Origin of the sequence: Nocardia sp. NPDC005366 (genome assembly GCF_040606855.1) — a bacterium.
Lineage (GTDB): Bacteria > Actinomycetota > Actinomycetes > Mycobacteriales > Mycobacteriaceae > Nocardia.
In genome coordinates this window covers 1-25,547 of the sequence record NZ_JBEXFQ010000062.1, presented here as the reverse complement: position 1 = coordinate 25,547, position 25,547 = coordinate 1, and the positions used below count along the sequence as shown (strand labels likewise).

Annotated in this window: 22 protein-coding genes; 8 read left to right on the top strand and 14 right to left on the bottom strand. The window is 67.0% G+C overall.

The annotated features are described in order from the left end of the window. Positions 1 to 351 precede the first annotated feature (351 nt). A complete protein-coding gene (locus tag ABZS43_RS35455) occupies positions 352 to 1,215 on the top strand; it encodes an SDR family NAD(P)-dependent oxidoreductase (protein WP_355040380.1) in 864 nt (287 codons plus the stop codon). A 329-nt stretch (positions 1,216 to 1,544) separates the two neighbouring features. Here the strand turns inward: ABZS43_RS35455 and ABZS43_RS35450 are convergent, their stop codons facing one another. After that, the gene (locus tag ABZS43_RS35450; RefSeq protein ID WP_355040379.1) at positions 1,545 to 2,138 is read right to left on the bottom strand and encodes a TetR/AcrR family transcriptional regulator; all 594 of its coding nucleotides are present in this window, start codon (positions 2,136 to 2,138) and stop codon (positions 1,545 to 1,547) included. 200 nt (positions 2,139 to 2,338) lie between these two features. On the opposite strand from ABZS43_RS35450, the gene ABZS43_RS35445 reads away from it, so the two are divergent. From ABZS43_RS35445 to ABZS43_RS35430, 4 genes are all read left to right on the top strand, one after another. Continuing rightward, positions 2,339 to 3,949: an AMP-binding protein gene (locus tag ABZS43_RS35445; protein WP_355040378.1), complete on the top strand. Its 1,611-nt coding sequence runs from the start codon at positions 2,339 to 2,341 to the stop codon at positions 3,947 to 3,949. After that, a complete protein-coding gene (locus ABZS43_RS35440; RefSeq protein WP_355040377.1) occupies positions 3,946 to 4,740 on the top strand; it encodes an enoyl-CoA hydratase/isomerase family protein in 795 nt (264 codons plus the stop codon). Before ABZS43_RS35445 ends, ABZS43_RS35440 begins: the two co-directional genes overlap by 4 nt. After that, the gene (locus ABZS43_RS35435) at positions 4,737 to 5,495 is read left to right on the top strand and encodes an SDR family NAD(P)-dependent oxidoreductase (RefSeq protein WP_355040376.1); all 759 of its coding nucleotides are present in this window, start codon (positions 4,737 to 4,739) and stop codon (positions 5,493 to 5,495) included. Before ABZS43_RS35440 ends, ABZS43_RS35435 begins: the two co-directional genes overlap by 4 nt. Before the next feature lie 170 nt (positions 5,496 to 5,665). Next, positions 5,666 to 7,336 (top strand): CocE/NonD family hydrolase, encoded by a 1,671-nt coding sequence (locus ABZS43_RS35430; protein ID WP_355040375.1) that lies wholly within the window; start codon positions 5,666 to 5,668, stop codon positions 7,334 to 7,336. A 259-nt stretch (positions 7,337 to 7,595) separates the two neighbouring features. Here ABZS43_RS35430 and ABZS43_RS35425 read toward each other — a convergent pair whose 3' ends face one another. From ABZS43_RS35425 to ABZS43_RS35410, 4 genes are all read right to left on the bottom strand, one after another. Continuing rightward, positions 7,596 to 7,787 (bottom strand): ferredoxin, encoded by a 192-nt coding sequence (locus tag ABZS43_RS35425; RefSeq protein ID WP_355040374.1) that lies wholly within the window; start codon positions 7,785 to 7,787, stop codon positions 7,596 to 7,598. Next, positions 7,787 to 8,974 carry a cytochrome P450 gene (locus ABZS43_RS35420; RefSeq protein ID WP_355040373.1) on the bottom strand — a complete coding sequence of 396 codons (1,188 nt, stop codon included), beginning with the start codon at positions 8,972 to 8,974 and terminating at the stop codon, positions 7,787 to 7,789. The genes ABZS43_RS35425 and ABZS43_RS35420 overlap by 1 nt, the downstream gene beginning before the upstream one ends. Before the next feature lie 65 nt (positions 8,975 to 9,039). Continuing rightward, entirely contained in the window at positions 9,040 to 9,930 is an 891-nt protein-coding gene (locus tag ABZS43_RS35415) for an SDR family oxidoreductase (RefSeq protein WP_355040372.1), read from the bottom strand. A 13-nt stretch (positions 9,931 to 9,943) separates the two neighbouring features. Continuing rightward, on the bottom strand, positions 9,944 to 11,410 hold the full coding sequence (locus ABZS43_RS35410) for an aldehyde dehydrogenase family protein (RefSeq protein ID WP_355040371.1): 1,467 nt from the start codon (positions 11,408 to 11,410) through the stop codon (positions 9,944 to 9,946). A 177-nt stretch (positions 11,411 to 11,587) separates the two neighbouring features. On the opposite strand from ABZS43_RS35410, the gene ABZS43_RS35405 reads away from it, so the two are divergent. After that, entirely contained in the window at positions 11,588 to 12,250 is a 663-nt protein-coding gene (locus ABZS43_RS35405) for a TetR/AcrR family transcriptional regulator (protein ID WP_355040370.1), read from the top strand. On the opposite strand, the gene ABZS43_RS35400 is transcribed toward ABZS43_RS35405, so the two are convergent. The 9 genes from ABZS43_RS35400 to ABZS43_RS35360 form a co-directional block, all read right to left on the bottom strand. Next, positions 12,241 to 12,456 carry a diguanylate cyclase gene (locus tag ABZS43_RS35400; RefSeq protein ID WP_355040369.1) on the bottom strand — a complete coding sequence of 72 codons (216 nt, stop codon included), beginning with the start codon at positions 12,454 to 12,456 and terminating at the stop codon, positions 12,241 to 12,243. The genes ABZS43_RS35405 and ABZS43_RS35400 overlap by 10 nt on opposite strands. 248 nt (positions 12,457 to 12,704) lie before the next feature. Then, on the bottom strand, positions 12,705 to 14,195 hold the full coding sequence (locus ABZS43_RS35395; RefSeq protein ID WP_355040368.1) for an MFS transporter: 1,491 nt from the start codon (positions 14,193 to 14,195) through the stop codon (positions 12,705 to 12,707). 190 nt (positions 14,196 to 14,385) lie between these two features. Then, positions 14,386 to 15,987 carry a class I adenylate-forming enzyme family protein gene (locus ABZS43_RS35390; RefSeq protein ID WP_355040367.1) on the bottom strand — a complete coding sequence of 534 codons (1,602 nt, stop codon included), beginning with the start codon at positions 15,985 to 15,987 and terminating at the stop codon, positions 14,386 to 14,388. A 62-nt stretch (positions 15,988 to 16,049) separates the two neighbouring features. Next, positions 16,050 to 18,506, bottom strand: a complete 2,457-nt coding sequence (locus ABZS43_RS35385) for a GNAT family N-acetyltransferase (protein ID WP_355040366.1) — start codon at positions 18,504 to 18,506, stop codon at positions 16,050 to 16,052. A 62-nt stretch (positions 18,507 to 18,568) separates the two neighbouring features. Then, positions 18,569 to 19,258: a hypothetical protein gene (locus tag ABZS43_RS35380; protein ID WP_355040365.1), complete on the bottom strand. Its 690-nt coding sequence runs from the start codon at positions 19,256 to 19,258 to the stop codon at positions 18,569 to 18,571. Further along, positions 19,255 to 20,598, bottom strand: coding sequence for a phenylacetate--CoA ligase family protein (locus tag ABZS43_RS35375; protein ID WP_355040364.1), 1,344 nt, complete (start codon positions 20,596 to 20,598; stop codon positions 19,255 to 19,257). Before ABZS43_RS35375 ends, ABZS43_RS35380 begins: the two co-directional genes overlap by 4 nt. Positions 20,599 to 20,736: 138 nt before the next feature. Continuing rightward, complete coding sequence (locus ABZS43_RS35370; protein WP_355040363.1) at positions 20,737 to 21,378, bottom strand: TetR/AcrR family transcriptional regulator; 642 nt, start codon at positions 21,376 to 21,378, stop codon at positions 20,737 to 20,739. A gap of 64 nt (positions 21,379 to 21,442) precedes the next feature. Beyond that, on the bottom strand, positions 21,443 to 21,991 hold the full coding sequence (locus ABZS43_RS35365; RefSeq protein ID WP_355040362.1) for a PaaI family thioesterase: 549 nt from the start codon (positions 21,989 to 21,991) through the stop codon (positions 21,443 to 21,445). 127 nt (positions 21,992 to 22,118) lie between these two features. Beyond that, positions 22,119 to 23,213: an amidohydrolase family protein gene (locus ABZS43_RS35360; protein WP_355040381.1), complete on the bottom strand. Its 1,095-nt coding sequence runs from the start codon at positions 23,211 to 23,213 to the stop codon at positions 22,119 to 22,121. A 127-nt stretch (positions 23,214 to 23,340) separates the two neighbouring features. Between ABZS43_RS35360 and ABZS43_RS35355 the strand changes: the two genes are divergently transcribed. Both ABZS43_RS35355 and ABZS43_RS35350 read left to right on the top strand, forming a co-directional pair. After that, positions 23,341 to 24,690 (top strand): acyl-CoA dehydrogenase family protein, encoded by a 1,350-nt coding sequence (locus ABZS43_RS35355; RefSeq protein WP_355040361.1) that lies wholly within the window; start codon positions 23,341 to 23,343, stop codon positions 24,688 to 24,690. A gap of 70 nt (positions 24,691 to 24,760) precedes the next feature. Next, positions 24,761 to 25,426: a TetR family transcriptional regulator gene (locus ABZS43_RS35350; RefSeq protein ID WP_355040360.1), complete on the top strand. Its 666-nt coding sequence runs from the start codon at positions 24,761 to 24,763 to the stop codon at positions 25,424 to 25,426. The last annotated feature ends 121 nt before the right edge of the window (positions 25,427 to 25,547 follow it).

The window sequence follows — 25,547 nt, the reverse complement described above, 5'->3', positions numbered from 1 at the left end:
ACGCCGAGCCCAGACCCTGGACCAGGCATTCACGGCTCACCCCGAACGCTTCCACGGCCGCCGACCGCTACCACCCAGGCTGCCGATCCGGGTCTCAACGAACCGCCAGCCACCCTCCGAACCGACCACCCGCCACAAACCCCCTACGCAGCCTGATGTCTCATCCGGATTGACAGCTTCCGGATCCTCGACCTGATCTTCACCACAGGCGGCTACGACATCTTGGCGCTGATGTTCAAATCCCTGGGCCTGGACATGGACGACGACATCCCCGAACTGATGAGCCGATACGACCAATTGTTCCGATAGAACCGAGACCACCTGTTGATCGTCAGCTCACGAGAGGATCCGATGCCCGACACCCCGCGCATCGCCGTAGTCACCGGCGCCAGCCGGGGCGCCGGAGCCGGAATCGCCCACGCCTTGGGCGAACACGGATGCACCGTTTACGTCACCGGCCGCACGGACAAACCCGGTGACACCACCCTCGCCGGAATGATTCACGAGATAGCCGCGCGAGTCACCGCGGCAGGTGGCACCGGAATCGCCGTGCGCGTCGACCACAGCGACGACGAACAAGTCCGAGAGCTGTTCGCGCGCATCGCACAAGAACACGGCAGGGTAGACATTCTGGTCAACAACGCCGCCATCATCCGCGACGAGATGATGGGCAGAACCAAATTCTGGCAGGAACCGATCAATGTCATCGATACCCTCGCCGTGGGACTGCGCAGCAGCTACGTCGCCACCGTCTACGCCGCGCCGCTGATGCTGCCGCAACGCAAAGGGCTTGTCGTCTTCACCTCCGCATCGGGGGCAGCGCACTACGCGTTCGGCCCCGCCTACGGCGTGCCCAAGGCAGGCACAGACAAGATGGCCGCCGACATGGCCGTCGACTTCGCCGAATACGGTATCGCGACCGCATCCATATGGATGGGTTCACTACTCACCGAACGGGTCCGCACGATCATCGCGACCAATCCCGCCAAGTTCGGCCACCTCCTCGACACCGCCGAAACTCCGGAATTCACCGGACACGTCATCTGGGCTCTGCACCACGACCCCAACCTCATGAACATCAGCGGCCACACCCTCATCGGCGCCGAACTCGCACTCGCGTACGGCATCACCGACACCGACGGCCGTCAACCGCCATCGAATCGCGACCTCTACGACGTCCACCCGCACATTCAGTACAGCCACATGATCAGATGAGGAACTATTCTGAATCAGACAACTGGGATTGACCAGGCCAGCGTCGCCCTCATCTGCCTGGCCCGACGCCGGAGTAGGGCTGGAAGGACGCGAGGTCGGCCTCCATCAATTCCGGTTATGGCGACAACTTCGTCCTGCATAGGCACTTTCTTCCTCCGAGCGTCGTGGCTCGCAACACCCACCCGAATGTAGGCACCGCATCGACATCCATCGGTCGACTCGACGGACTTCACGCGAACAGGCAGCCGTCCCGTCCTCGTCCAGATTTCCGGGGTCGCCCACACTGGCACAGCCGTCATATCCACTACCGCCGCCGTCCGCCCGACTGTTCAGTCCGGGCGGGACCGTAGCCCGTTGAGTAGCAGGGTGCCGAGTTCGGAAAAGGCGTCGGCAGCGCTCATACCGGTGCGATCGAGCAGCACGCCGGACTGGACGCCCTCGATGGCCAGGGCGACCAGGTGCGCGGCGAAGTTGCCGTCGGCGGAACGGAATTCACCGGCGGCGATGCCTTCGTCGATGAGTTCACGCACGCGTGTTGCGGCGCGTGCGGTGTTGCGGGCATAGATCTCGGCGGTCGGGGCGAAGGCGACCATATCGTCGTAGAAGGTTTGAGAGTTGCGACGCATGGCTTCGGCCACGCCGCCGAGGTAGACCAGGATGCGTTGACGCGGGTCGGTGTGCTCGCTCACGCGGCGCTCGATGATCTCGGCCGAGGAGCGGAAGAACTCCTTGGTCGCGAGCACGACCAGTTGCTCCTTGGTGGAGGCCACGCTGTAGAGCGTTGCCCGCGAGCAGTGCAGTCGGTCGGCCAGCTCCCCGATGGTGACGGTGGTGAATCCTTCTGCGAGGAAGATCTGCTGGATGTTGTCGAGCAGGCTCTCCCGGCGTGCGGAGTCCACCCGCCGGCGGCGGGGGGTCTTCACCGTCGATCGGTCCCTGGATGAAAGTGCGGCCATTCCGCGAGTCTGACACACACTACTTCCGCCCCGAGCGACGCCGACTCCGCGCCCGCTGTAACCGCAGAGGAGAAACCCCGGATTTGCCGTCTTCCCTCCCCCGTAATCGTGAGGTAAGTTACACGGTACTAGGAACCTGTAATTAGTACCCAACGGATTGGTTGATAGTGGATGTAGTCGGAGCTCGTGTCGGTCGATCGCTCGACGAATTCGGGGCGCCGCAGGCCGATGTGGCGTGGTTGTTGTGCGATCGCCATCCGGTTGCACACACGGCGTTGAGAGTCGCGGAAGGCCTGGGAGCTGCCACGACCTGGAGCTTCGGTGAACTGGCCGAGGCGTCGCGGCGGGTCGCGGCGGTGCTCGCCGATGCGGGGGTAGGCCGTGGTGATCGGGTGGCGACGGTGATGGGCAAGAGCACTGATCTCGTCGCGGTCGCGCTCGGGATCTGGCGGCTCGGCGCGGTCTACACGCCGCTGTTCACCGCCTTCGCCCGCGAGGCCGTCGGGTCCCGGCTCACCGATGCCGGGGTGGTGCTGGTAGTGGCCGACGACGACCAGTTGGCCAAGGTGCCCGAGGGTTCCTGGTCGGTGCTGGTGGCCGGTACCGATGCCCCCGACGGGCTGCGAGCGCGCGCAGCCGCGGCGGATCCGGGGCGAATCACCTCGGTTCCGGTCGGCGGGGATGCGCCGCTGGTGCACATGTTCACTTCCGGTACCACTGGCAAGCCCAAGGGAGTCGTGCATCCGGTCCGCTATATCGCCGGGTGGCAGGGCTACCTGGAATTCGGGCTCGGGGTGGGCCCGCAGAGCATCTTCTGGTCGGCCGCGGATCCGGGTTGGGCCTACGGCCTCTACACCGCGATCGTGGCACCGCTGGCCGCCGGGGTGCCGACGATCCTGCTGCGCGGCGGCTTCTCGCCCGAGACCACCTGGACCGTGCTGCGCGAGCTCGCGGTGACCGACTTCGCCGCTGCCCCGACCGTCTACCGCGGCCTGCTCGCCTCGGCCGCGCTGATTCCGGAAGGGCTTGCGCTGCAACGGTTGTCCAGTGCCGGGGAGCCGTTGACGCCGGAGGTCAACGAGTGGGCCGCCCGGGTGCTGGGGCTGCGGGTGCACGACCACTACGGCCAGACCGAACTCGGCATGCCGATCGGCTTCCCGCACCATCCCGATCTGGAGGTGCCGGTGCAGAACGGGGCCATGGGTCCCGCGCTGCCGGGCTGGACGATGACCGTGCTCGATGAGGATCGCGACGAGCCCGCCCCGCCCGGGCAGCCGGGACGGCTGGCCGTGGCGGTTGCCGAAAGCCCGTTCATGACCTTCCGGGGCTACGTCGGAGGAGTCGGCGCGGACCGCTTTCGAGCTGACGGCGCCTACTTCCTGACCGGCGATCTGGCCTCGATCGACAGCGAGGGCATCATCCGGTTCTCCTCCCGCGACGACGACGTGATCATCATGGCCGGCTACCGGATCGGGCCATTCGACATCGAGTCGACGCTGCTACGCCATCCGGCGGTCGACGAGTGTGCGGTGGTGGCCGCGCCCGACGAGGTGCGCGGGGAGGTGGTGGAGGCCTTCGTCGTGCTCGCCCGCGGCACGGTCGGCTCCGACGCTCTCGCCGCCGAGCTGCAGCGGTGGGTCAAGACCGAATACGCCGCGCACGCCTACCCCCGGCGCGTTCATTTCGTCGATGCACTGCCCAAGACACCGAGCGGCAAGATCCAGCGCGCCCAGCTGCGGCGCGATCGGGCCGCCGAGACCGGCGCGAGCAGCCGGTGAACGGGCCTGCTCCGGTACTGGTCTCCGATGCCGGTCCGGTCCGCACGCTCACCCTCAATCGGCCCGGCCGCCGCAACGCGCTCGACCCCACCATGATCGACGCCCTCGACAAGGCGCTTACCGACGCCGAGGCCGACACGGGCATCGGCTGCCTGATCCTGAGCGGTTCCGGGAAGAGCTTCTGCTCCGGCGCCGATCTACAGCACTTCCTGAGCGTGCGCGGGATCCCGGGTGGGCCGACGAAGTTTCTGCGCCGGGTCTCGGCCGTGGTGACCCGGCTCGAACGCAACCGGTTGCCCGTGGTGGCCGCGGTGCACGGCCATGTCGTGGCCGGCGGGCTGGAGCTGGCCCTGGCCTGCGATGTCGTCGTCGCGAGCGAGGGCACGCTGATCGGTGACGGCCACATCCGCAACAACCTGCTCCCGGCCGCCGGATCGAGTGTTCGGCTACCCCGCAAGGTCGGTGACTCGATGGCCCGCTGGCTGGCGCTCACCGGCGCTCTGCTTTCGGCCGAGCAGCTCACCGCCACCGGCTGGCTGCACGCCGTCGTACCGCACCCCGAGCTCACCACCACCGCTGCGGAGCTGGCCGCGGAGCTGGCCGCGGCCGCCGGACCGGCCCAGTCGGCGTTCAAATCCCTGCTGCACGACCTCACCGGCCTGCACGAGGACGACGGCCTGGCCGCCGAACTCACCGAGTTCGAGAAGCACTGGAACAACACCGATGTCCCGGCGGCGCTCACCGCGTTCCTGCACCGCCGCCCAGACCTACCCGGAGAGGAAACCCCTTGAACCGCTACACCGACCAGGTCGTCCTGGTCACCGGCGGCGCCCAGGGCCTGGGCGCGGCGATGAGCGAGCGCTTCGCCGCCGAAGGCGCACACGTGGCGATCGCCGACGTCAATATCGACGCCGCCACCGAGCTGGCCGCCCGCCTGCAGTCCGAGACCGGGCGCACCTGCACCAGCCACGCCGTCGATGTCACCTCCTCGGTGGCGGTCACCGCCTGGGCCGATGAGGTCGCCGCACGTCACGGCCGCATCGATGTGCTGGTCAACAACGCGGGCATCATCCGCGACAACCGCATCGAGGACATCGGTGACGACGATTGGCACGCCGTGCTCGAGGTCTCGCTGTCGGGATCGTTCTACTGCGCGCGAGCGGTGCTGCCGCACATGCGATCCCGCGGCTACGGGCGCATCGTGTCGTTCTCCTCGATGAGCTGGCGCGGCAACTTCGGCCAAGCCAACTACGTCGCCGCCAAGGCGGGCATCGTCGGGCTCACCCGCACCCTGGCGCTCGAGGTCGCCCGCCAGGGCATCACCGCCAATGCCATCGCCCCCGGGCTCATCGAGACCCCCATGCTCGCCTCGATGAACGCACCCGCCCGCGATAAACTCGTCGCCAAGGTCCCCCAGCGCCGCACCGGCAGCCCCGCCGACATCGCCGAAGCCGCCGCCTACCTCTGCTCCCCCGCCGCCGGTTACGTCAGCGGCATCGTCCTCGACGTCGACGGCGGACTCGGCATCGGCTCCTCCATCCGCTGAACACGTGTGCCCAGCGCCGTCCCGGACCTCCATGTCCGTCGCGCGCTCCGGCGCCGCCGAGGACCGGATCGCTGCTGCGGTCCCGGCCTCGTCCCCGCCGCCGAACGGCACTCCAGCCCCTGCTCGCCCACGCGAAACCTGAAAGAGAAAGCGAGACAACGATGTCCGGGATGGAAATCAAATTCCACGTCCAGGCCACGATGCGTGACGGCACCGTCCTGCGCGCCGATGTGTATCGGCCGATCGGGGAGGGGCCGTGGCCCGTTCTCATCCAGCGCACGCCCTACAACCGGCGTGCGATGCTACAGATGTTCATCGACCCGTTCCAGGTAGTGTCGCGCGGCTACATCCTGGTTCATCAGGACACCCGCGGCCGGTTCGGATCCGAGGGCGAATGGCTCCCGTTCACCTACGAGGTCGAAGACGGCTACGACACCGTGCGCTGGGCGGCCGGGCTGCCCGGCAGCAGCGGTGTGGTCGGCATGGTCGGCGGCAGCTACACCGGTAACACCCAGTGGGCGGCCGCCCTGGCCAAGCCGCCGGAGCTGCGGGCGATCAGCCCCCAGATCACGTGGAGCGACTCGAGCGAGGGCCTGCACTTCCGGGGCGGAGCCATCGAACTGGGCCTCAACGGGGTGTGGTCGCTGATGACCGGTGCGGGGGAGCTCGCCGCCCGGGCACAGGACCCGGCCCGAGCCGCCGACACGCACGCCGCCCTCGGCGCGCTCATGGCAGACTTCGACGGGCTGGTCCCCAACGGCTACCGGGAACTGCCCTCCGGGCAACCGGCCGCCGTCACCCGCCACAACGTCCCCGACATCGGTGTCCACCGCGCACTGGCCGACCCCGCCACCGCAGACGGGGCAACCATCGCCGGCAAACACAGCAGCGTCGAGGCCGCCACACTCAACACCGGCGGTTGGTTCGACGTCTTCCTGCAGGGCACCCTCGACAACTACAGCGCCATGGCCGCTCTGGGTAAGCCCGCCCGGCTGATCGTCGGCCCGTGGACCCACACAGCCAAAGCCGGGCTCAACGGCAGCGTCATCGGCGAGACGAACTTCGGCCTGGCCTCCACGCATGCGGGCATCGGCTACGACGACCTGCAACTGGACTGGTTCGACCACTGGCTCAAAGGCACCGACAACGGAAGCGATAACGCACCCCCGGTCAGGATCTTCGTCATGGGCATCAACCAGTGGCGCGACGAAACCGAATGGCCGCCCGCCCGCGCCGTCAACACCCCGTGGTACCTCGGCGCCGACGCCACCCTCACCCCGGACGCGCCTGCCACCGATCAGGCCCCCGACACCTACGCCTACGACCCCGCCGACCCGGTACACACCAACGGCGGGAACCTGGTCATGGCCAACGAGTACCCGGCCGGCCAGTTCGACCAAGCCGCGACCGAAGCACGCCCCGACGTCCTGGTCTACACCAGCGAACCCCTCACCGAGGACCTCGAGGTCACCGGCCGGATCCGCGTGCGCCTGCACGCCGCCACCGATGCACCCTCCACCGACTGGGTCGTGCGGCTGTGTGACGTCGGCACCGACGGCGTCTCGCGCAACCTCTGTGACGGGATCCAGCGCATCCGGGCCGTCCCCGGCGAGCCCAGCGAATACGAGATCGACCTGTGGTCGACGAGCAACGTCTTCCGCGCCGGGCACCGCATCCGGGTCCAGGTCACCTCCAGCAACTTCCCCCGCTGGGACCGCAACCTCAACACCGGAGAACCCGTTCAGACCGCCACCACCATGCGTACCGCCCAGCAGACCATTTTCCACGACGCGGCACGACCCTCCCACGTCATCCTGCCCATCATCCCGTCCACGCCATAGCATCACTGCTCCGCAGCGCTAGCGAGTCCACCACCAATGAGCAGGCCCGAGGACGCCGACCAGGTCGGACTTCTCGAGCTTCTCCACGTGGATACACGGCGAAGGGCGCATGTCTAGGAACTATTTTCGGGGTCACCCGCCCCCGGGCGGTCTCGGCCGTGCTGGCCCACCGACTGCGGTCCGCGATGGGATGCGGCATCGAACACCGGGCAGATTTCGAGCCTGCAGCGGGTCACCGTCGTCTGATGAGTCAGACCCGCTATTGATCCAGTCTCAGGGCCTGCTCCGGGCAAGCGGCGACACCCCGCTGGGCACGGTCCGTGTCGGCGGTATCGATGTCTGCCGAGTCCAGGCTGGAATAGCCGTCGTCATCGACGGGGAACAGGTCCGGGTCGGTCGTGTGGCACAGGGCGTGGCCGACACAGTGTGCGCGATTCAGGTGCAGTTTCATCACAAGGTCACCGGCATGCTGGTAACCGCGCGCACCGCCACGTTGTCGTAGGTCAGTCCATCGGTGTCAAGCCGGTAGCCGGGCGCGCGGCTCAGCAGTTCTTGGAGCGCGATGCGCATTTCCAGGCGGGCCAGATGGGAGCCGAGGCAGCGGTGCACCCCGCTGGCGAAGGTCATGTGCGCGGTGCGTGCGCGGCCGAAATCGACACGGAGTGGGTCCTCGTGGAAGGTCGGGTCCACGTTCGCCGCCGCCCAGAAGGCATTGATCTGGTCACCGGCCGAAATGACCAGGCCTTCACCGAGGTCGATGTCCTGCTCGGCGAAGCGCATTCCGGAGGGAACCGGCGATTCGAACCGCATCAGTTCCTCGATGGCGGATCCGAGCAGCTGCGGTGCGTCCACCAGGTTCTGCCGCCGGTCGGGGTGGCGGCCCAGCCATGTAATCACGCACGACAGCGAGGCGCTCACGGTGTCCAGGCCGGCGAACATCAGCAGGAAGAGAATGTTGATCAGTTCGAACTCGTCGAGTGGGCGGCCCGACACCTGCGACCGCATGAGCTCGGCGATGACATCGTCGTCGCGGTCGAGGCGGGTGCGCTTGTCGGCGAGGAATCCGTTGAAGTACTCCAGGAGTTTCGCGCCGGCCATCGCCATGTTCGCGTCGATCTCCTCGGTCGTCTCACCGTGTGGGTGGATGACGCCTTCCTTGAATTCGAGGAAGAATTCGAGATCGGAGAGCGGTGCGCCGACCAGGCTCAGAAACGTCTGGCAGGGCAAGGGTACACAGAACTGCTGGTACAGCTCCGCGCCACCGGCTTCGTGTGCCGTCTCGATCAACTCCGCGGCCAGCCGCCGGACACTGTCCTCGAGATGCTGAATTCGCTTGGGCGAGAACAGCGGATCGAGCAGCCGCCGCCACTGCTTGTGGTCGGCACCGTCGATCTCGAGCGGGATCAGGCGACCATCATGGCCGAAACTTCCTCCCCTGCCGCCGTTTCCGAGCACATCCTGATGCTTGTTGACGGCCAGGATGTCCTCGTAGCGGTACAGGTGCAGCGCACCGTCGAGATACTCCGCACGCACATCTCGCGCCTTCTCGTGATAGACGAGCTGCGGTTCGGCGAGAGTCTTCACATGCTGGGACAGACCCTGGACGCGGGGGTCGAATCGAGTGGATGCCGACTGCATTTCTTCCTCCATTACGGGGCGGATGACTACGTGGTTCTTCGTTGCGGGGGTGGGGCGATTGCGCGTCAGCGGTCGATCTGCGTCCTGAGGTCGTCGGGAATCGCACCCGCCGTGATGTCGTCACTCTCGCCGATGTCGTTCGGGAAGATGATCGAGGTACGCGCGAACTGTCCACCGTCGGTGGCCGCGATGGTCTGGCCGGACATGTAGATCGACTCGTCCGAAGCAAGAAACAGGGCCAGGTTGGCGTTGTCGCGCAGTACCGGCGGCCGATCCAGGCGCAGCGGCATCGCGCGCTTATCGGGATCCCACGGCTGCATCTGCTCGTAGGACTTGCCCAGGACCTCCGCGTCCGGCGGCAGCGCGAAGTTCACCGACATGCCGTGCGTGGGGCACAGCGCGTTCGCCCGGATGCCGAACTTCCCGAACTCCAGTGCCGCCGCGCGGACCAGGCCGTTGACCGCGGCCTTCGACGCGGTGTACATCGGAAAGCCCGGGTACGCGGTGAACGACGCGGCCGAGGACGTCGCCAGCAGAGCACCGCCGGTCTTGTGCCCGATCATCCAGTCGGCGGCGGCCTTCCAGGCGAGGTAGACACCGGTGGTGTTGACCGCGAAGATGGTGTTCCAGTCCTCGAGCGAGGACTGCGCCAGGGGACGCATACCGAACCCCGGTTCGGGCACCCCGGCATTCGCCCACATCACATCGATGCGGCCGTAGGTCTCGACCGCTCGCACGACGACCCGGTTCATATCGCCTTCGACGCGGACGTCGGCGTCCACGGCGGTCGCCGTGCCGCCGAGCTCTTCGATCTCGGCGACCACCTTCTGCGATCGGCCCGCCACGATATCGCTGACGACCACCCGGGCGCCTTCCGCGGCGAACAGCAGCGCGCCTTCGCGTCCGAGTCCGGAGCCCGCACCGGTGATCGCCACGACCTTGTCTTGCATACGCATTCGTCTTCTCCGATCAGTTCGCCGGGCTCGCAACAGATTTGATCCGCAGGTATTCGCGGAATCCGGCCACACCGTGTTCGACACCGTCCCCGCTGATGCCGTAGCCGCCGAACGGCGCGTCCGGGGACAGGTAGAACGAGTTGTTGATATTCACCGTGCCCGCGCGCAATTTGCGTGCGACCGCCCAGGCACGCTCCTCGTCACCGGACTGCACATAGGCCGAGAGCCCGTACCGGGAGTTGTTCGCCACGCGCACGGCTTCGTCGTCGTCGCCGTCGTAGCGGATCACCGACAGCACCGGGCCGAACACCTCGGTCTGCGCGATCTCGGCGTTCTCGTCGACATCGGCAACCAGCGTCGGCAGGTACCAGAAGCCGCGGCCCCCGCGATCACCACGCTCGCCGCCTGCCAGCACGCGGGCACCGGCCGCGCGAGCGCGTTCCACCAGTCCCTCGATGCGTTCGAGCTGCTCCCGGCGGATGATCGGGCCGACCACATTCGCCGGATCGGTGGGATTGCCCCACGGAAGGTTGGCGATCATCGGCTCGAGCCGGGCGAGCACCTCGTCGTAGATATCGGCGTGCACGACCATGCGAGTCGCCAGCGCACAGCCCTGGCCGCTGTTGGACATACACATGACCACGCCGAGACCGCAGGCCATGTCCAGGTTCGCGTCGGGCAGCACGATATTCGCCGATTTGCCACCGAGTTCGAGGACCGAGTGCCGGATTCCGTTCGCGGCACGCTCGGCGATGCGCTGACCGACGCCGGGCGAGCCGGTGAAGTGGTAGAGGTCGATGCGCTGATCAGCGGTCATGGCGTCACCGGCGGCGGCCTTGTCGGCAGAGCTGATCATCTGGACCGCGCCCTTGGGGATGTCGGTGGACGTGCTCACGATCTCGGCCAGCAGGGCACCGGTGAGCGGGGTGTCCGGGGCACTCTTGAGCACGACCGAATTGCCGGTGGCCAGCGCGTGATGCACTTTCCAGATCGCCGTCATGAACGGCGCGTTCCACGGCGTGATCGCTCCGACGACACCGTAGGGCTCATAGCTGATCCGCCGCAGGCTGCGGTTGCCGAGAATCTCGTAGGCAGGCAGATCCTCGTTCCAGGTGAATGTCGTGATCAGGTCGTTGAAGAAGTCCATCCCGTCGACCATCACGTCGACGTGGGTGGCCATATTCGACGCGCAGACACCGGCTTCGGCGATGAGCAGGGACTTGATCTCATCGGAGCGTTCGCGCAGCGCCTGCTGCAGCTGGGTCATGCACTTGCGGCGAAACTCGTGGTCGGTCCCCCAGGTGGAGGTGTCCGCGAAGCGTCGCGCGGACTCGATGGCATCGGCGACGTCCTCGACGCCCGCGTCGGCCGCCTCCGCGATCACGCTCTCGTCGGCGGGGTTGATCACCTCGTAGCGCCGCCCGGATCTCGCTTCGCGGAATTCGCCGTCGATGAACAGCCGGCCTTCGATCGTCGACATCGTCGATCTCCTCAGAATGATTCGTTGGTGAATGAGACTCGGCACCGTGCAGATTCACGCGCACTCGCCTCGATCCACATCGGATCGTGACGCGCATCTCACAAATTATTTAACTGTAAGGCCGGTCACCTGTCAAGGGAGTGACGCTCCCTTGTGTGCGGGTGCGAAGATGGAGCAGTGAGGACCAACCCCGGCCGCAAGCGGCGCTCGTCCGCCGAAGTCCAGCAGCTCATCGCCGACGCGGCCTCCGCGGAGTTCGTGGAGAACGGATTCGAGCGGACGACAGTACGCTCGGTCGCCCGCCGGGCCGGCGTCACGGAGTCGATGGTTTTTCGCCACTTCGACTCCAAGGCTCAGCTGTTCCGCTCGACCGCGGCCGCACCGCTCGTCCAGTTCATGAACGACTTCGCCGGCAGTCTCGCCATGGACCTCGGTCAGGATCCACTGCAGGTCACGCAGCGATTTGTGGGCGGGCTCTATGACCTGTGCATGGCCAACCGGCACATTTTGGTATCACTCGCCGCCGGAGCCAGCGACCACGGGGCGACTGCGGAGTCCTCGCCGCTGGCGCCTGCCCTCCACGCGGTGATCCATGGCGTGCACCGGTACATGGACAGCAACGGCTCCGAAGCCTCCGGCGACATACGGTCCATCGTTCGCCTCACCGTGGCCCTCGTTCTCGGCACCGCGCTCGCCGGGGATGCGCTGCTGCTACCAGACGACCCGGGCTCCGAGATTCCCGCAGCGCTGACACAGTTCGTTCTGTTCGGAGCCGGATACACACCCCCGGCCCAATTGGCCGTGAGTGGCGACATATCGCGGCGCCCGACTCAGTCGTAGTCGAGGATGACCACGACGACGAACTCGTCACCACCGATGCGTGCCGCGAAATATCCTCGAGCCGCGCAGTGTTCGCGCAGCCTGGATGCGACGACCGACAGCACGTCGTCACCGATTCCGTGCCCGTGGAAGTCGTTGATCTCCTCGAATTCGTCGAGGTCGACGAAAAGCCAGCTCCGCCGCACCTTCCAGCGCAGATCGATCATCCATCGACACCTCACGCGAAAGTCGCCCTGACCGCCCAGCCGAATATTCCGCCGCGATCATTCCCCGCAGCTATGACCGATCCGCGCACCCAGGCCCCGCTGCCACTTCGACGCCATCGTGCGCCGTAGGAGTCCATCGGCACCGAGACGATTCGCGGGTTTCACCGGACGGGCCAGTCCCGTCTGTCGGCGATCGTCTCGGTTCGCCGCTCCCCTTTCGAACCGTGATTCACCGGCACCACCCGTTGTCATCCGGTGGGAGTCCCGATGGCGCCGTGTGCTCGCGGGTCCAGCAGATTCCCGGCGGAATCCGCGCGCGTACCGCCGCTCATCGCCGCCGTTGCGGCGTCGCGCGGGAGGAATGCCGCGACCACCGCCGTGGCCAAGGCCGCCGACCCGGCCACCACGTAAACCAGCTGGAACGCGCCCAGCGTCGGCAATTCCCGGCCCATCACCTCGAAGGTCACGGTGGTGAGCAATGCCGAGATGAGCGCGCTCGAGATCGCGGTTCCGATCGCCCTAGCCAGCGCGTTCAGCCCGTTGCTGGAAGCGGTCTCGGTGATCGGTACCGAACCCATGATCAGGATCGGCATGGCCGCGTAGGCGATCGTGGTGCCCACCATGACCACGGCCGCGCCGGCCGCGATCAACAGGACCGACTCGTGCAGCAAGACCCGTGCTCCGTACGCCACGGCCAAGATCAGCGCGCCGACCACCAAGGTGGAACCCGCGCCGAACCGCCGGATCATCAGCGCGGCGACCGGGGAGAAGACCAGCATCATCAGTCCCGCGGGCACCAGACACAGCCCAGCTGTCAGCACGGACAGCCCTGACCCGTATCCGGAGTCGGTCGTCATCGTCAGTTGCTGGGTCGTCGTCAGCATGTTGGCGTACATGGAGACGCCGACGAGCAGGCCGGCGATATTCGTGAGCAGGACCGGTCGTCGACCGGATGTCCGCAGGTCGACCAGCGGTTGCCCGGCCCGCAGTTCGACCGGAACCAACGCCGCGAGCATCACGATCCCCACCGCGGCGGCGATCACAGTGCGTGGGTCGGTCCAGCCCCAAGTGCCGCCCTTGGTGATCGCGAGCAGCAGGCCGACCAGCGCGGTCGACAACAGCACCGCGCCGACGGTGTCGAAACGGCGTCTGGTGCGCGCAAGTGATTCCGGCACGACGACCAGCATCGCGACGAACAATACGGCGCCGGCGACTGCTGACATCAGGAAGATGGCCTGCCAGCCCACATGGGCATACAGAATTCCCGGCAACGGCAGGCCGAGCGCCGAGCCGATTCCCAGCGTCGCACTCATGAGAGCGGTCGCCCCCGCGACCTCGCGCGCGGGAAGTTCGTCGCGCATGATCGCGATGGCGATCGGCACCAGTGCCGAGGCCAATCCCTGCAGCCCCCGCCCGATGAGGACCGTCAGGAACGTGCCGCCAACTGCCGCAACGAGCGAGCCCACCACCACTGCCGCGAGCGAAACGAGCATCATCAGGCGCTTGCCGAACATGTCGGCCAGCCTCGACAGGATCGGAGTCGCGATCGATGCGGTCAGCAAGGTCACCGTCACCAGCCACGACACGCTGGCGTAGTCGACACCGAGGATCGTAGGGAACTCCAGGAGCAGCGGCACGACGAGGGTGTGTTGCAGGGCGACGACAATTCCGGACAGGCACAGCACTGCGGTGAGTGGACGATTGGAGGTTCTCGTGCGCGCACTTCCCTGGACCGACATGGGCACTCCGAACTGGGCACTATCCCCAATTAAGGTAATTATTTATCTAATTAGATGTACCCATCGCGGAGCCCAGGCGCAAATCGATCGGTATGGCGTGGTCCTGCAGCAGCCGGTTACTCGTCAGCCGCAATCCACCCCCTGGAAGACGAGGGATCCGCGGTCTGAACCGGCTGCACCGCTGGTGTTATCACCCGCCGTCGTATCGCTCGCCCAGCGAGCCGTCTTCGTAGCGGCTACGCAGCTGGTGCTTGCGAATCTTGCCGGTGCTGGTACGCGGCACACTCGTTGCGACGATCCATTCGGACGGCTGCTTGTAGCGGCTCAGCCGCGCCCGGGTCAGCCCCAGTACCTCGTCCCACTCGATCTCAGCACCCGCGGCCGGCAACACCGCTGCCACGACCCGTTCACCGAGGCGCGAGTCGGGCACCCCGAAGACCGACACTTCGGCAACGGTTTCGTGCGCCGCGATCACGGCTTCGACCTCCGCGGGAAACACGTTGAGGCCGCCGCGGATGATCATCTCGCGGAGTCGGCTGTGAAAGGTGAGGATGCCTTCGGCGCTCATCGAGCACAGATCACCGGTATTCCGCCACCCCTCGGCGTCGAGCGCGGAGTCGAGTGTGCCGTCCGGTCGCAGGTAGCCCGTCATGGTGAGTGGCCCGCGTACGTGCAGTTCACCGACCCTGCCCAGCGGCACCGTGACCCCCTTCTCGTCCACGATCCGGTAGTCGCGCCCCGGTAGACAGCGCCCCAGCGTTCGCGTGCGGACGGATATCGTGTCATCGGGCCTGCTCACCGTCATGGTGGGCGCCTCGCTCTGGCCGTAGGCCACCAGGAAGGTGATGCCGAGACGCGTTTCCATGTCGGCGATCAAGCCGGGGTCGACGGCGGTGGCCCCGCCGATGACGAGGCGGACACTGTCGAAGTCCGCGGCCGAGACACCCGGGCTACCGAGCAAGTCGATGATCATGGTGGGCACCAGACCGACCAGGGCGGGCCGGATCTCACGCAGGACGCGGAGCGCGACCTGCGGCGAGAAGCGTTCGAGCACCGTGAAGCTACCGCGATGTGCCAGCGCGACCAGCACGCCGGCCACCGAACCACCGACGTGATACAGGGGTAACGGATTGAGCCAGGTCTCCCCGGGCCCGGCGCCGAGCGCTTCGACGTAGTACCGCGCACAGTTCAGCGCTGTCCGGTGCGACAGCACCGCGGCCTTCTGCACGCCGGTCGTCCCGGAGGTGAACTGGAGCAGGAACTCCTCACCCGCGTCGATCCGGTCAGACTCTCCCCCTTCGCCTTCGGCGCTGGTAACCTCGCGAAGTTCACGAACCCGAGGCGACTGTGGAAGCTGTTGCGCCACAACGGAGATACGGGCCAGGACGGCATCGCCACCACGCCGCTCCGAGACCAGGACCGTGGTCGCCCGCGCTACTGTGAGCATGTGCTTGACCTCGGCGTCTGTCGAGCCGGTTCCGATCGGCACCGCTGTCCGCCCGGCCAGCGCACAGCCGAACATCGCGACGACCCAGTCGACACTGTTGTCGGCGATCAGCGCCACCCTGCCGAGGCCGGGATCGAGCGCGCGCAGTAGTCGGGCGGCGCCGATGGCCCGTCGATAGAGCTGAATCCAGCTCATGGCGGCGCTCCCGTGTGGGGTGAGCCATCGCAACGCGACGCCGGCCGGGGTTTCGGCCGCGGCCCGGCCCAGTTCCGCACCGACTGATCCTTCCGACAGCATCGCCGGGGTACCGAAGTACTCCGAGGAATCCGCTGGTGGAGACAGCATCAATTCCGGCCTTCCGCTCTTTCGCTATTCGGCAACCGCACGATTCGGTTCGGACAGGCTCGTCACAAGGTCTGAACTCTCGGCTCGAAGTACCCGCCGCCGGGGATGGGCTGCTGGAGAACCACCCGCGCGGCACAGACGGTGACACCGGTACCGGTCGCGCCGACGACCACCGGCGCCAGCTGCAGTTCGGCCAGTTCCGGCATCTCTTCGACCAGCCACGCCACCCGCAGGATCAGCTCGGCGAGTGCCGCCAGATCGTGGTCGGCCAGCAGCGGAAACGCGCGTACCGACTCGATCATGCGCCGGGCGTCGAGATCGCTCACCGGTGTGATGTGGTAGCTGACATCGCCGTACAAGGTGATCGGATCACCGAGTACACCGAAGGTGAGCAGCGGCCCGAAGACTTCGTCGCCGACCACCGACACGGCCACCTCCCGTCCGTCGCCGGCCTCGGGGCGCACCGATATCCCGGCGGCGACAAGGAGATCGGCGACCTCGGCGGCGCCGAGCTCGCCGGTTCCCGCGCGGTCGACCACCGCGCGCACCCGTGCCGCGAAGACTCCGGGGAGCGGTTTCACCACGCCCGCGGGTTGTCGCCGCCACAGCCCGTACGCCGTCGCTCGCCCCAGTGCCGCCGCGGCCGCCTCCGGGAACGTATAGGTCGGCACCCCGCACCCCTCCGCTCCTGGCATCGTGAGCACCCCCTCGGTACCGTCGAAGCTGGCGAGAAGGGTCTTACGCGGCGCGCTCGCCCCCGCCCGCAGGAGGGCTGCGCTGATCGTTTCGGGACTCTGCGCCAGCGGCGGAATGAACAGCGCGACAATTGAATCGACGCCGTCATCCGCCAACAGGGCATGCAACGCCGCCTCGTAGCGCGCGGCGTCGGCACGCGGCGACAGGTCGATTACGTCGACCGGATCGCCACCGGGCACGAGCTCACGCAGGGCGGCCACGGTGTCCTCGCGGAGCTCGGCCGGACGCAGTCCGGCCGCCCGGCAGGCCGCCGCGGTCGACATCCCGGGCTGGCTGGCATTCGTCACCACCGCGACGCGATCGCCGCCCGGCACCGGCTGATGAGCGAAAAGTCTTGCCACATCGAACATCTCGGCCAACGTACGGGTTGCCACGATGCCGGTCTGCGAGAACAGCGCGTCGGTGAGCGCGCCACGGTCGGGGGATCCCGCATCAGCGGTCCCTGACACTGTGCGGATCGTGCTGGTGACAGAGACAATCGGTTTGCGGGCACTCACCCTGCGGGTCAGCCGCGCGAACTTCCTCGGATTGCCGACACGTTCGAGATCCAGCAGGATCACCGCGGTCGCCGGGTCCTCCTCCCACCATTGCAGCAGATCGTTGGGCGAGACGTCGGCAGAGCGCCCCAGCGAGGCGAAACCGGAGAAACCGAGCCCGGTCCGGCACGCGTGCTCGAGCACAGCCAGACCGAGTGTTCCGGACTGGCTGGCCATCGCCACCACCCCGGGCGTCGGCAGCGACACCGAGAATGTCGCCGCCAGGCGACGCGTGCCCTGCTGCGCCAGGATGCCCATGCTGGCCGGGCCGATGACCCGCATGTCATGATTGCGCGCGAAGCGGATCAGATCGAGTTCGGCGGTCCGGCCGGTCTCGCCGAGCTCACCGAATCCCACCGAGATCACGATCACCGCCGCGACCGAGGCCGCCGCGCAGTCGCGCAGCACAGCCGGGACGAGTTCGGCGGCGACCGCGACCACCACCAGGTCGACCGGTTCACCGATGGCGCTCACGGTCGGGTGGGTGGGCAGGCCCATGACCGCGCCGATGTTCGGGTTGACCGCGTACACCCGCCCGGGAAACCCGTGCGTCACCAGGTTGCGCACCACTGCCCGCCCGAGGTTGTCCCGGCTCAGGCCGGCACCGACGACGGCTATTGTCCGCGAGTCGAAGATCCGCTGCATCGATGAGCGCACCGACTGGTGTTCGCGCCGGTCGGAGCGGGCGACCACCTGCATCCGTGGCCGGATTCCGATGTCCGCGTGCAGGACCGAACCCGGGGGCCCGAATTCGACGGCATACCCCGAATTCTCCAACGTGCGAATCATCGCCTGGTTCTCGGCGAGTACATCGGCTTCGAGGACGGCGATTCCGCGATCGCGGGCCGCAACGGCGATATGTTCGAGAAGCAGACCGCCCAGCCCCAGCGTCTGGAATTCGTCGGCGATGGTGAAGGTGACCTCGGCGCGGTCGGGGTGGCCCTCGACCTGGAGGACATCGGCCACCCCCACCGCCCGATCCTCGTGCACGGCCACCAGCGCCAGCTGCGTCGCCGGATCGAAGTTCATGAAGCGAGCCAGCCCGGCCCGGTCCAGCGTGACGACCGGGCCGAGCATGCGCATCGAGATCGTGCGGCGCGAGAGCCGGTGGCTGAAATCGACGACGAGCTCGAGATCGTCCGAGGTCAGACGCCGCACCAGGACCGAGCGACCATCTTTCAGCAGACCAGGGGTTCCGGCATACGAGTCCTGCCCCACACGCACCACACCATCTCCTGTCGTTCGGGAATCGTGCGGGCGCCCGCCCCGGAGTCAGGGCGGGCGATCGCTCATGGCTCGATGAGAACTGTGTCGCCGTCCACGGTCACCCGGCCTGCGATGCCTGCCGGCACGTCACGCAGACGGGCATGACGTGCCTCAGTCGCCGACACCACGAGCGCACCGCCGGACTCATGGACGACCCACTCCGCAGAGTTGACACGCAGTACATCGGGAGCGTCGGGTAGCGCGAGACCGAGTGCGGGTCCCAGCAGTCCCATCCGCAGTGAAGGCACACCCGCCGCCGACAACTCGGCATGCGCTTCCTGGCGGGACCAGACGAGCCGTACCCCGTCGAACAGCGCCGCGAGATCGGGCTTCTTCGCCGTGACCGCGCTCAGAGTTTCGGTGCCCAAGCCGATGACCACGGTGATCGGCAGACGCTCCAGGACCGAGATGAAGCGCGCCGCGTCCCAGGCATAGGTCTCGGCCGGGATGTAGACGGCGCCGATCCGGCGCAGCGCTCGCACGACCGGACTCAGCCAGGGTGCCTCATGGTTCGTACAGGTGATCAACACGTGGTCGGCGGCGGTGACACCGGCGGCGAGCAGTTGCTGGTGCGCCCACGCGATGTCGCGGTCCAGATCGTCCCAGCCGATTTCGTAGTCGACGAATCCGTCGCCGTCGCGGCAGATGCCGATGCCGTAGATGTCGGGCCGCGGCAGGCGCCGGGCGGCTGCCAACATGGTCTGACGAGTCATTCCTTCACCGTCCTCGGGAACTTGGCGACGCTGGAGCTGTACTGGAGAATGTCCTCGACCGTGAACAGGGCGAGGTCGACGCCGACGCCCAGCTCGGTCTCCAGGACCTCGGTCAGTCGACGCTCGAGGTCCGCGATGTCGACAGTTCGTTCGGGTGCGTAGCCCACGCGCAGTCGCAGACGTGCCATGGGTGTGGATGACCGGATGATCTGGAACATTCCGTCCGACAACTCCGGCAACGATTCCACCAACCGCCACACATCGCCGACCACGATGGCCTTGCCCGCGACCACGGTCTCGTCGCCGCGGCGGCCGGAGAACCACATCCGGGCGTGGGTGCGTCCTGTCGTCGCGGGGTTGCGGGTGACGCGCACCAGGTCACCGGAGCGGAAGCGGATGTACGGTGCCACATCGTTGTCCAGGTCGGTGGCGACCAGTTCACCGACTTCCATATCGCCGACCTGCTGATCGGTGACGGTGTCGAGCACCTCGGGAAGGATCATGTCCTCCCAGAGCTGGAAGCCGTCGAGATCCGGCCCCTCCCAGGCGGTGCCGGTATCCCCGGCGCTGGTGTAGGTGACGATCCGCACGCCCCAGTCCTCGGTGACCTTGCGCTTGAGGGCCGCACCCATCGGCTGCCCGGCGAAGGCGAAGAACTTCACGGAGGCGAACGCCTCGCGCAGATCGTATTTCGACTCGAGTTTCTCGAATTCCAGAATCGCCGGCAGATGCACCTGCATATAGGCCGCCTTGTGCTCACGAATCGCCCGCAGCAGGAATTCGCCCTGACCAAGCCAGCTGTCGGCGAAGACCGGAACCAGTCCGAGCGCCTGATAGAACTCGTCCCAGTAGTTCCGGAACGTACCGACCGGAACGACAACCCGATCGCCGGGGCGCAATCCGTGCGCGTAGAGGTCACGGGTCGACGCTGCGGGGAGCGGCGGGGCGTCGCTCCAGATCTCCGGTAGCAGTTCGGGGACAGAGGTGGTGCCCGATGTGGTGGTGACCGAGGTGAGGTCCTCGGGAGCCACGCAGAGCAGACCACCGTAGGGGTCGCCGGTCCGGTCCCGATATGCCTGGATGTCGGCCTTGGTCAGGGTCGGAATCTTGTTCGTGAAGTCGTCGAGAGTGCGAATGTCGTCGGGAGAGACCCCCGCCGCGCCCCAGAGCTCTCGATACAGAGGGGAGTTGTCCCACGCATACCGGACCAGTTCGAGCACCCTGCGCTCCTGGTCAGCCCGGATGGTTTCCCTGGATGCGGTTTCGACATCGGGTTCCAAGAATTCGCAGATCTCGCCGTCGAGAGTCTCCCGCGGGTCGTCCAGCCCACTGATTGTCACTGTCTCCTCCATTGCCAGGGTCAGAACGCACCCGGAGGGTTACGCGACACACTACGTCGGGTGCGTGATCCAGCACACAGCCTATCAGGATAAATATCTACCTGTATAGGGGGGAGTTTTTACTATCTCGTGGGCTGCTCACCCAGCGCCTGCCCCGATCGGCAGCACGTCGGACCCACCTGCGCTCGACAGCGCCGCGAAGGTCACGAGCACGGCTTCGAGGTCGACACCGAAGCCCGGCCGACCGTTCGCCGACCAGTGCTCAACGACGGTCAGCGCCCCGATGAACGCGGCGGCGAGCGCCCCCGCGCTCACCGCCGCTGGAAATTCACCACGGGCGCACGCTCGTTCGAACACGGCGACAACACGCGCGTTGCCCGGCAGGATCACCGCTTCCTGCACCCGCTGGTACAACTCGGGGTGCCGTGCCGCCTGGCCCGCGAAGGTGAACAGGATCTGCAGGCTCGCCCATGCCCCGGGCCGATCGAACGCCTCGACCAAAAGCCGCAACTCCTGACCCAGGTCACCGAGATCCGGGACCTCCGGCCAGGTCGCGATCGATGCGAACGCGTCGACGATGAGTTCTTGCGCGCTCGACCAGCGTCGATAGAAGCCGCTGTTGCCGACCTTGGCCCGGCGCAGGGTCGCGGTCAGGCTGAACCCGTCCACGCCCACCGACAGCAACTCAGCCCTGGCCTCGTGCAGTACCCGCTGCTCCACCGTAGCGTCGATCGGCCGACCCGAACGCCGTTGGTCACCAGAATCCCGCTGTGCTGCCATTTCCCGACTGTATGTCATCACCGGGCTGCGCATTACTGTGCATTCCCGGTGCTCAGACGCTCGTTCAGGCCTGCACGCCGCGTTGGCTCTCCAGCCATTCGTAGTGGGATTCGAAGTGAGTCGCCGGGCGCGCGATCATCACCGCGTCCGCCTCGGCCACGATCGCCGAGGAACTCTCCAGCTCCAGCGTCGCCCGGACAAAGATCTTGCGGTTCTCCCGTCCGACGATCCAGGCCCGCCCGATCAGCGCCCACCCGACCGGCACCGGGCGCACGAACTTCACTGTGAGCGTGCCGGTGACGCCGAACTCGTTGTTCATCAGCAACGTGTGGCCGACCAGTTCGTCCATCACGCCCGCGGTCCAGCCTCCGTGTGCCACCTGCGGGCCGCCCTCGTCGGCCGGCCCGCATGTCATGCGGCTGACCACGACCCCGTCGTTGTCGAGGTATTCGCTCTCGATCCCCATCCGGCACCGGTCCAGCCGGCGGCACCCGTGACACAAGCGCATGCCACCGGGCGAGGAGGGTGCGTAGAACACCGAGTCGGGGTCGGTGCCCACGACCGCGCCGGGCAACGTGTCCTGCCCGGGTCGGTGGTTTCCGGTTTCGGTCACTGAAGCCCTTTCGTTGCAGGGAGGCCGGCGACCGGGGCGGGTCACGGGCTGGGACGACTATCGAGCGAATCGAGGACCGCGTGCCGCGGCCGCCACGATGGAGTGTTCGACCGCGACACTCGGCCGCTCAGGCAACGGCGGGGAAGAGCTCCTCGAAGGCACCGTGGAGCACCCGGTCGCGGATCGACAGGTTTACATTGTCGAAAATCGTGTGCAGTGTCTGCTGGGTGTGCCCGTAGGTGCCCTCAAGGTGCGGGTAGTCGTCGCCCCAGAGCACATTGTTGTATGCGGTGTCCTCGATGACCTGCACCGCGCTGATGTCGTGCTGGAACGAGGCGTACACCTGCTGGCGGATGATTTCACTGGGCAGCCGGGAGAGCCGGGGGCGCACGAACATGCCGTGCTGGCGATATGCCTCGTCCATCCGGTCTCCGATGGCGGGCACCCAACCGGCACCGCCCTCGGCGATCAGCACCTTCAGATCGGGATGGCGATCCAGCGCACCGCCCGCGACGAGGTGGGTGACCACCCGCATCCCCGGATAGGTCGTCTCCATGTAGTTGACCACGGCACCACCGGGACCGCGGTAGACGACGTTGGCCCCGCCGGTGCCGATGTGCCAGCACAGCGGAAGATTCAGCCGCTCCGCCGCGGTCCACAGCGGTTCCCACATGTCCAGGCCCCAGGCCCGGTCATCGTCGATACCGCAGGGGAAGTACAGAGCACGGAAGCCCATCTCGGCGGCGCGCTCGGCCTCGGCGACGGCATTGCCGACGTCCCGCAGCGGCACGATGGCTGGGGCAAAGATGCGGTCCTGCTTGCCCATGACGTCTTCCATCGCCCAGTCGTTCCACGCGCGGGCGACCGCGAGCTCGAGTTCGGGATCCTGAATGTTACAGGTCCAGAATCCCATCGACGGGAAGGCGAGTTGATTGCGCACACCCTCCTGATCGAGATCCTGCAGGCGGATCGTCAGATCCTTGAAGCCCGGCGGACGCATGGCGTCCATGAAGTCGTTGAGCTGGCGGTCGATCTGAGTTCCGTCGATGTACAGGATTTCGTACTTCTCGCCCCGCTCGGAGCGCGGCGCCCGGTCCGCGAGGCGTTTGGGCAACCGTGAAGTCCACAGATCTTCGGGTTCCATCAGGTGCGAGTCACCGGAATGCGCCCAGATCTTCTCCTCGCCCTGCTGCTTCTGCACGGCGGGCATCGCCTCAGTCATGAGTCTCTCTCCTCGTGTGATGCCGGTCGGACAACCGTCGAGCCCGGCTCCAATAGATTCTTTACACTGTAACGAAATAGGGGCATCCTGTGAAGAGAACATCAAACGAGAGTCCTGGGAAGGCGCGATGGAAACGACAATCGGCAGCACGACACTCACTCGCGATCAGCGCGACGCATACTTCGACCTGCTCAATGCCGACGCGCTGGCCGAACTCATGCGATCCACCTGGACCTGGGACGATCGAGCGTTGCGGCGGACGCTCAGCGAGCTGATCACCGAACTCACCGCAGTCCGGGAGCTGCAGGCGGGCAGGGTCGATTGTCCGGCCGCGGTGCTGCAGGCCGCCGAATGCAGGGTGCTGGCGAGCGTCGGCCAGTTCGTCGCCGAGGTGCTCGGCCCGCGGCTGCTCGCCGCAGCGGGCAACACCTTCCGGGAATCGCTGCTCCCCCTCGTCGAGGCGACCGGCGCGCTCACCGCCGAGGCGGCCGGCGCCCTGGACGCCCTCGCCGTCGAGGTGACCGGCCATGTCATCGAGCGCGCGGAGTCGCTGTCGGCGATCCTGCCCGAGGACAGGTGGGAGGAGAACGCGTTCGGCGGTGCAGCGACCGGCGTTGCCCAGGTCGCCTACTCGGCCGGCTACCTGCTCGCCGACAGCGACTATTTCGCCGCAGTCGGCCTGGGCGCCCAGGCACTCAGTATCGCAAGCTCCCCCACCGACACCGGTATCGATGGACGTCACTCCACCCTCGCAGCGGCGGAGAAGACCGGATCATGGGACCCCGCGCTCGTGCGAACCCGGGCAACGGCCACCGACACCGGCTGGCAGCTCACCGGCGAGAAGTACTTCGTCCCCGGCGCCGAGAGCGCGCACCGCATCTTCGTGATCGCACGCAATATCGGAGGTCCCTCGCTGTACCTCGTGGAGCGAGACGCCGCGGGCCTCATCATCGACCCCCTCGACACGGCGGACCCGGCCCGGGCGCTCGCGCGGATCACCTTCGAGAACACGCCTGCGACACTCGTCGGACGGGAGGGGGCGGGCGGGCGCATCATGAATCAGACCGTCGATCGAGCCACCACCGTGCTCGCGGCAGAGCAGATGGGCATCATCGACCGGGCGCTGAAGTGCCTGTCCCAGGTACTTCCCGCCGCCACCGACAGCGAGTCGTGGCGCGGATACACCCGCAAACTGGCCGAACTGGAGCTCCTGCGCGCCTGCGGAACCGCGCTGTGGTACCGCGCGGTCAAGCTTCAGGACGGGAATGATTCGGACACCGCGGCGGTGGCCGCCGCGTTGGCACATATCGGCTGTTCGAACGCCGTCCGCCAGGTGGCGCAGCGGCTCGCGTCGGTGGGGCCCGACATGGACCCCGCCATTCTCACCACCATCGCGACCCGCGCCCGTCACACCGATCTGCTCCTCGGCGGCCCCGCACTGTCGCACGAGCGCCTGCTGGAGCGACTCGGAATCTGACGTCGTGGACGACCGCGGGCAGACAGCAGCACCTCACCTGCCGCACCCGACGCCTGCGTATGATTCCCCCATGGGATCGAACGACCGCGCGGCGGCCGTCGACGGCTCAGCTACGCCGAACCGACGGGCCCGGGGTCGTCCTCCATCGCTGACCGAGGATCAGATCGTCAACGCCGCCCTCGACATCGTCATGACCGATGGACTGGACGCACTGTCGATGCGGCGGCTCTCCCAGCGCCTCGGACGCTCCCAGATGGCCGCCTACTCCTACGTCGCCGGCAAACAGGAGCTACTCGACCTGGTGGCGCGCCGAACGCTGGCCGATGTACAGGTCCCGGACGAGTCGGCCGGCTCGTGGGACATACGGTTGCGCCTACTCATCGACGGCATCGACGCCCAGCTGCGCCGGCACCCCGGCATCGCCGGGCTGCTCCTGCAACGGATGCTGCATTCCGACCGCCGCCTCGTCGACGCTTTCATGGCGATCTTGATCAGCGCGGGCCTGCCCGAACGTCAGGTGCTGCTCTCCTACGCGATGATCCACACTTACCTGTTCGGCCGCTACCAGGTGGCGTTGACCGAGGTGTCCCACGATGCGACCGATCTGCCGCCCGCTCTGGCCCGAGTGCTGCCGCACCTGCCCGGACTGCACGGCGCCGACTACTACAACTTCGGCATCGAGACCCTTGTCGACGGCCTGCGAACGCGGGTTGCGGAGCACGTCGGCGAGCGCTGACCGCGTGCTCGCCGAGCGACTGCGCTCCTAGGTTCTGTCTCCCAATGACCTGAGCCACTCCACGATCAGGGCCAGGACGACTCCGGCGCGGTAGGTGATGGCCAACTTGTCATACCGTGTG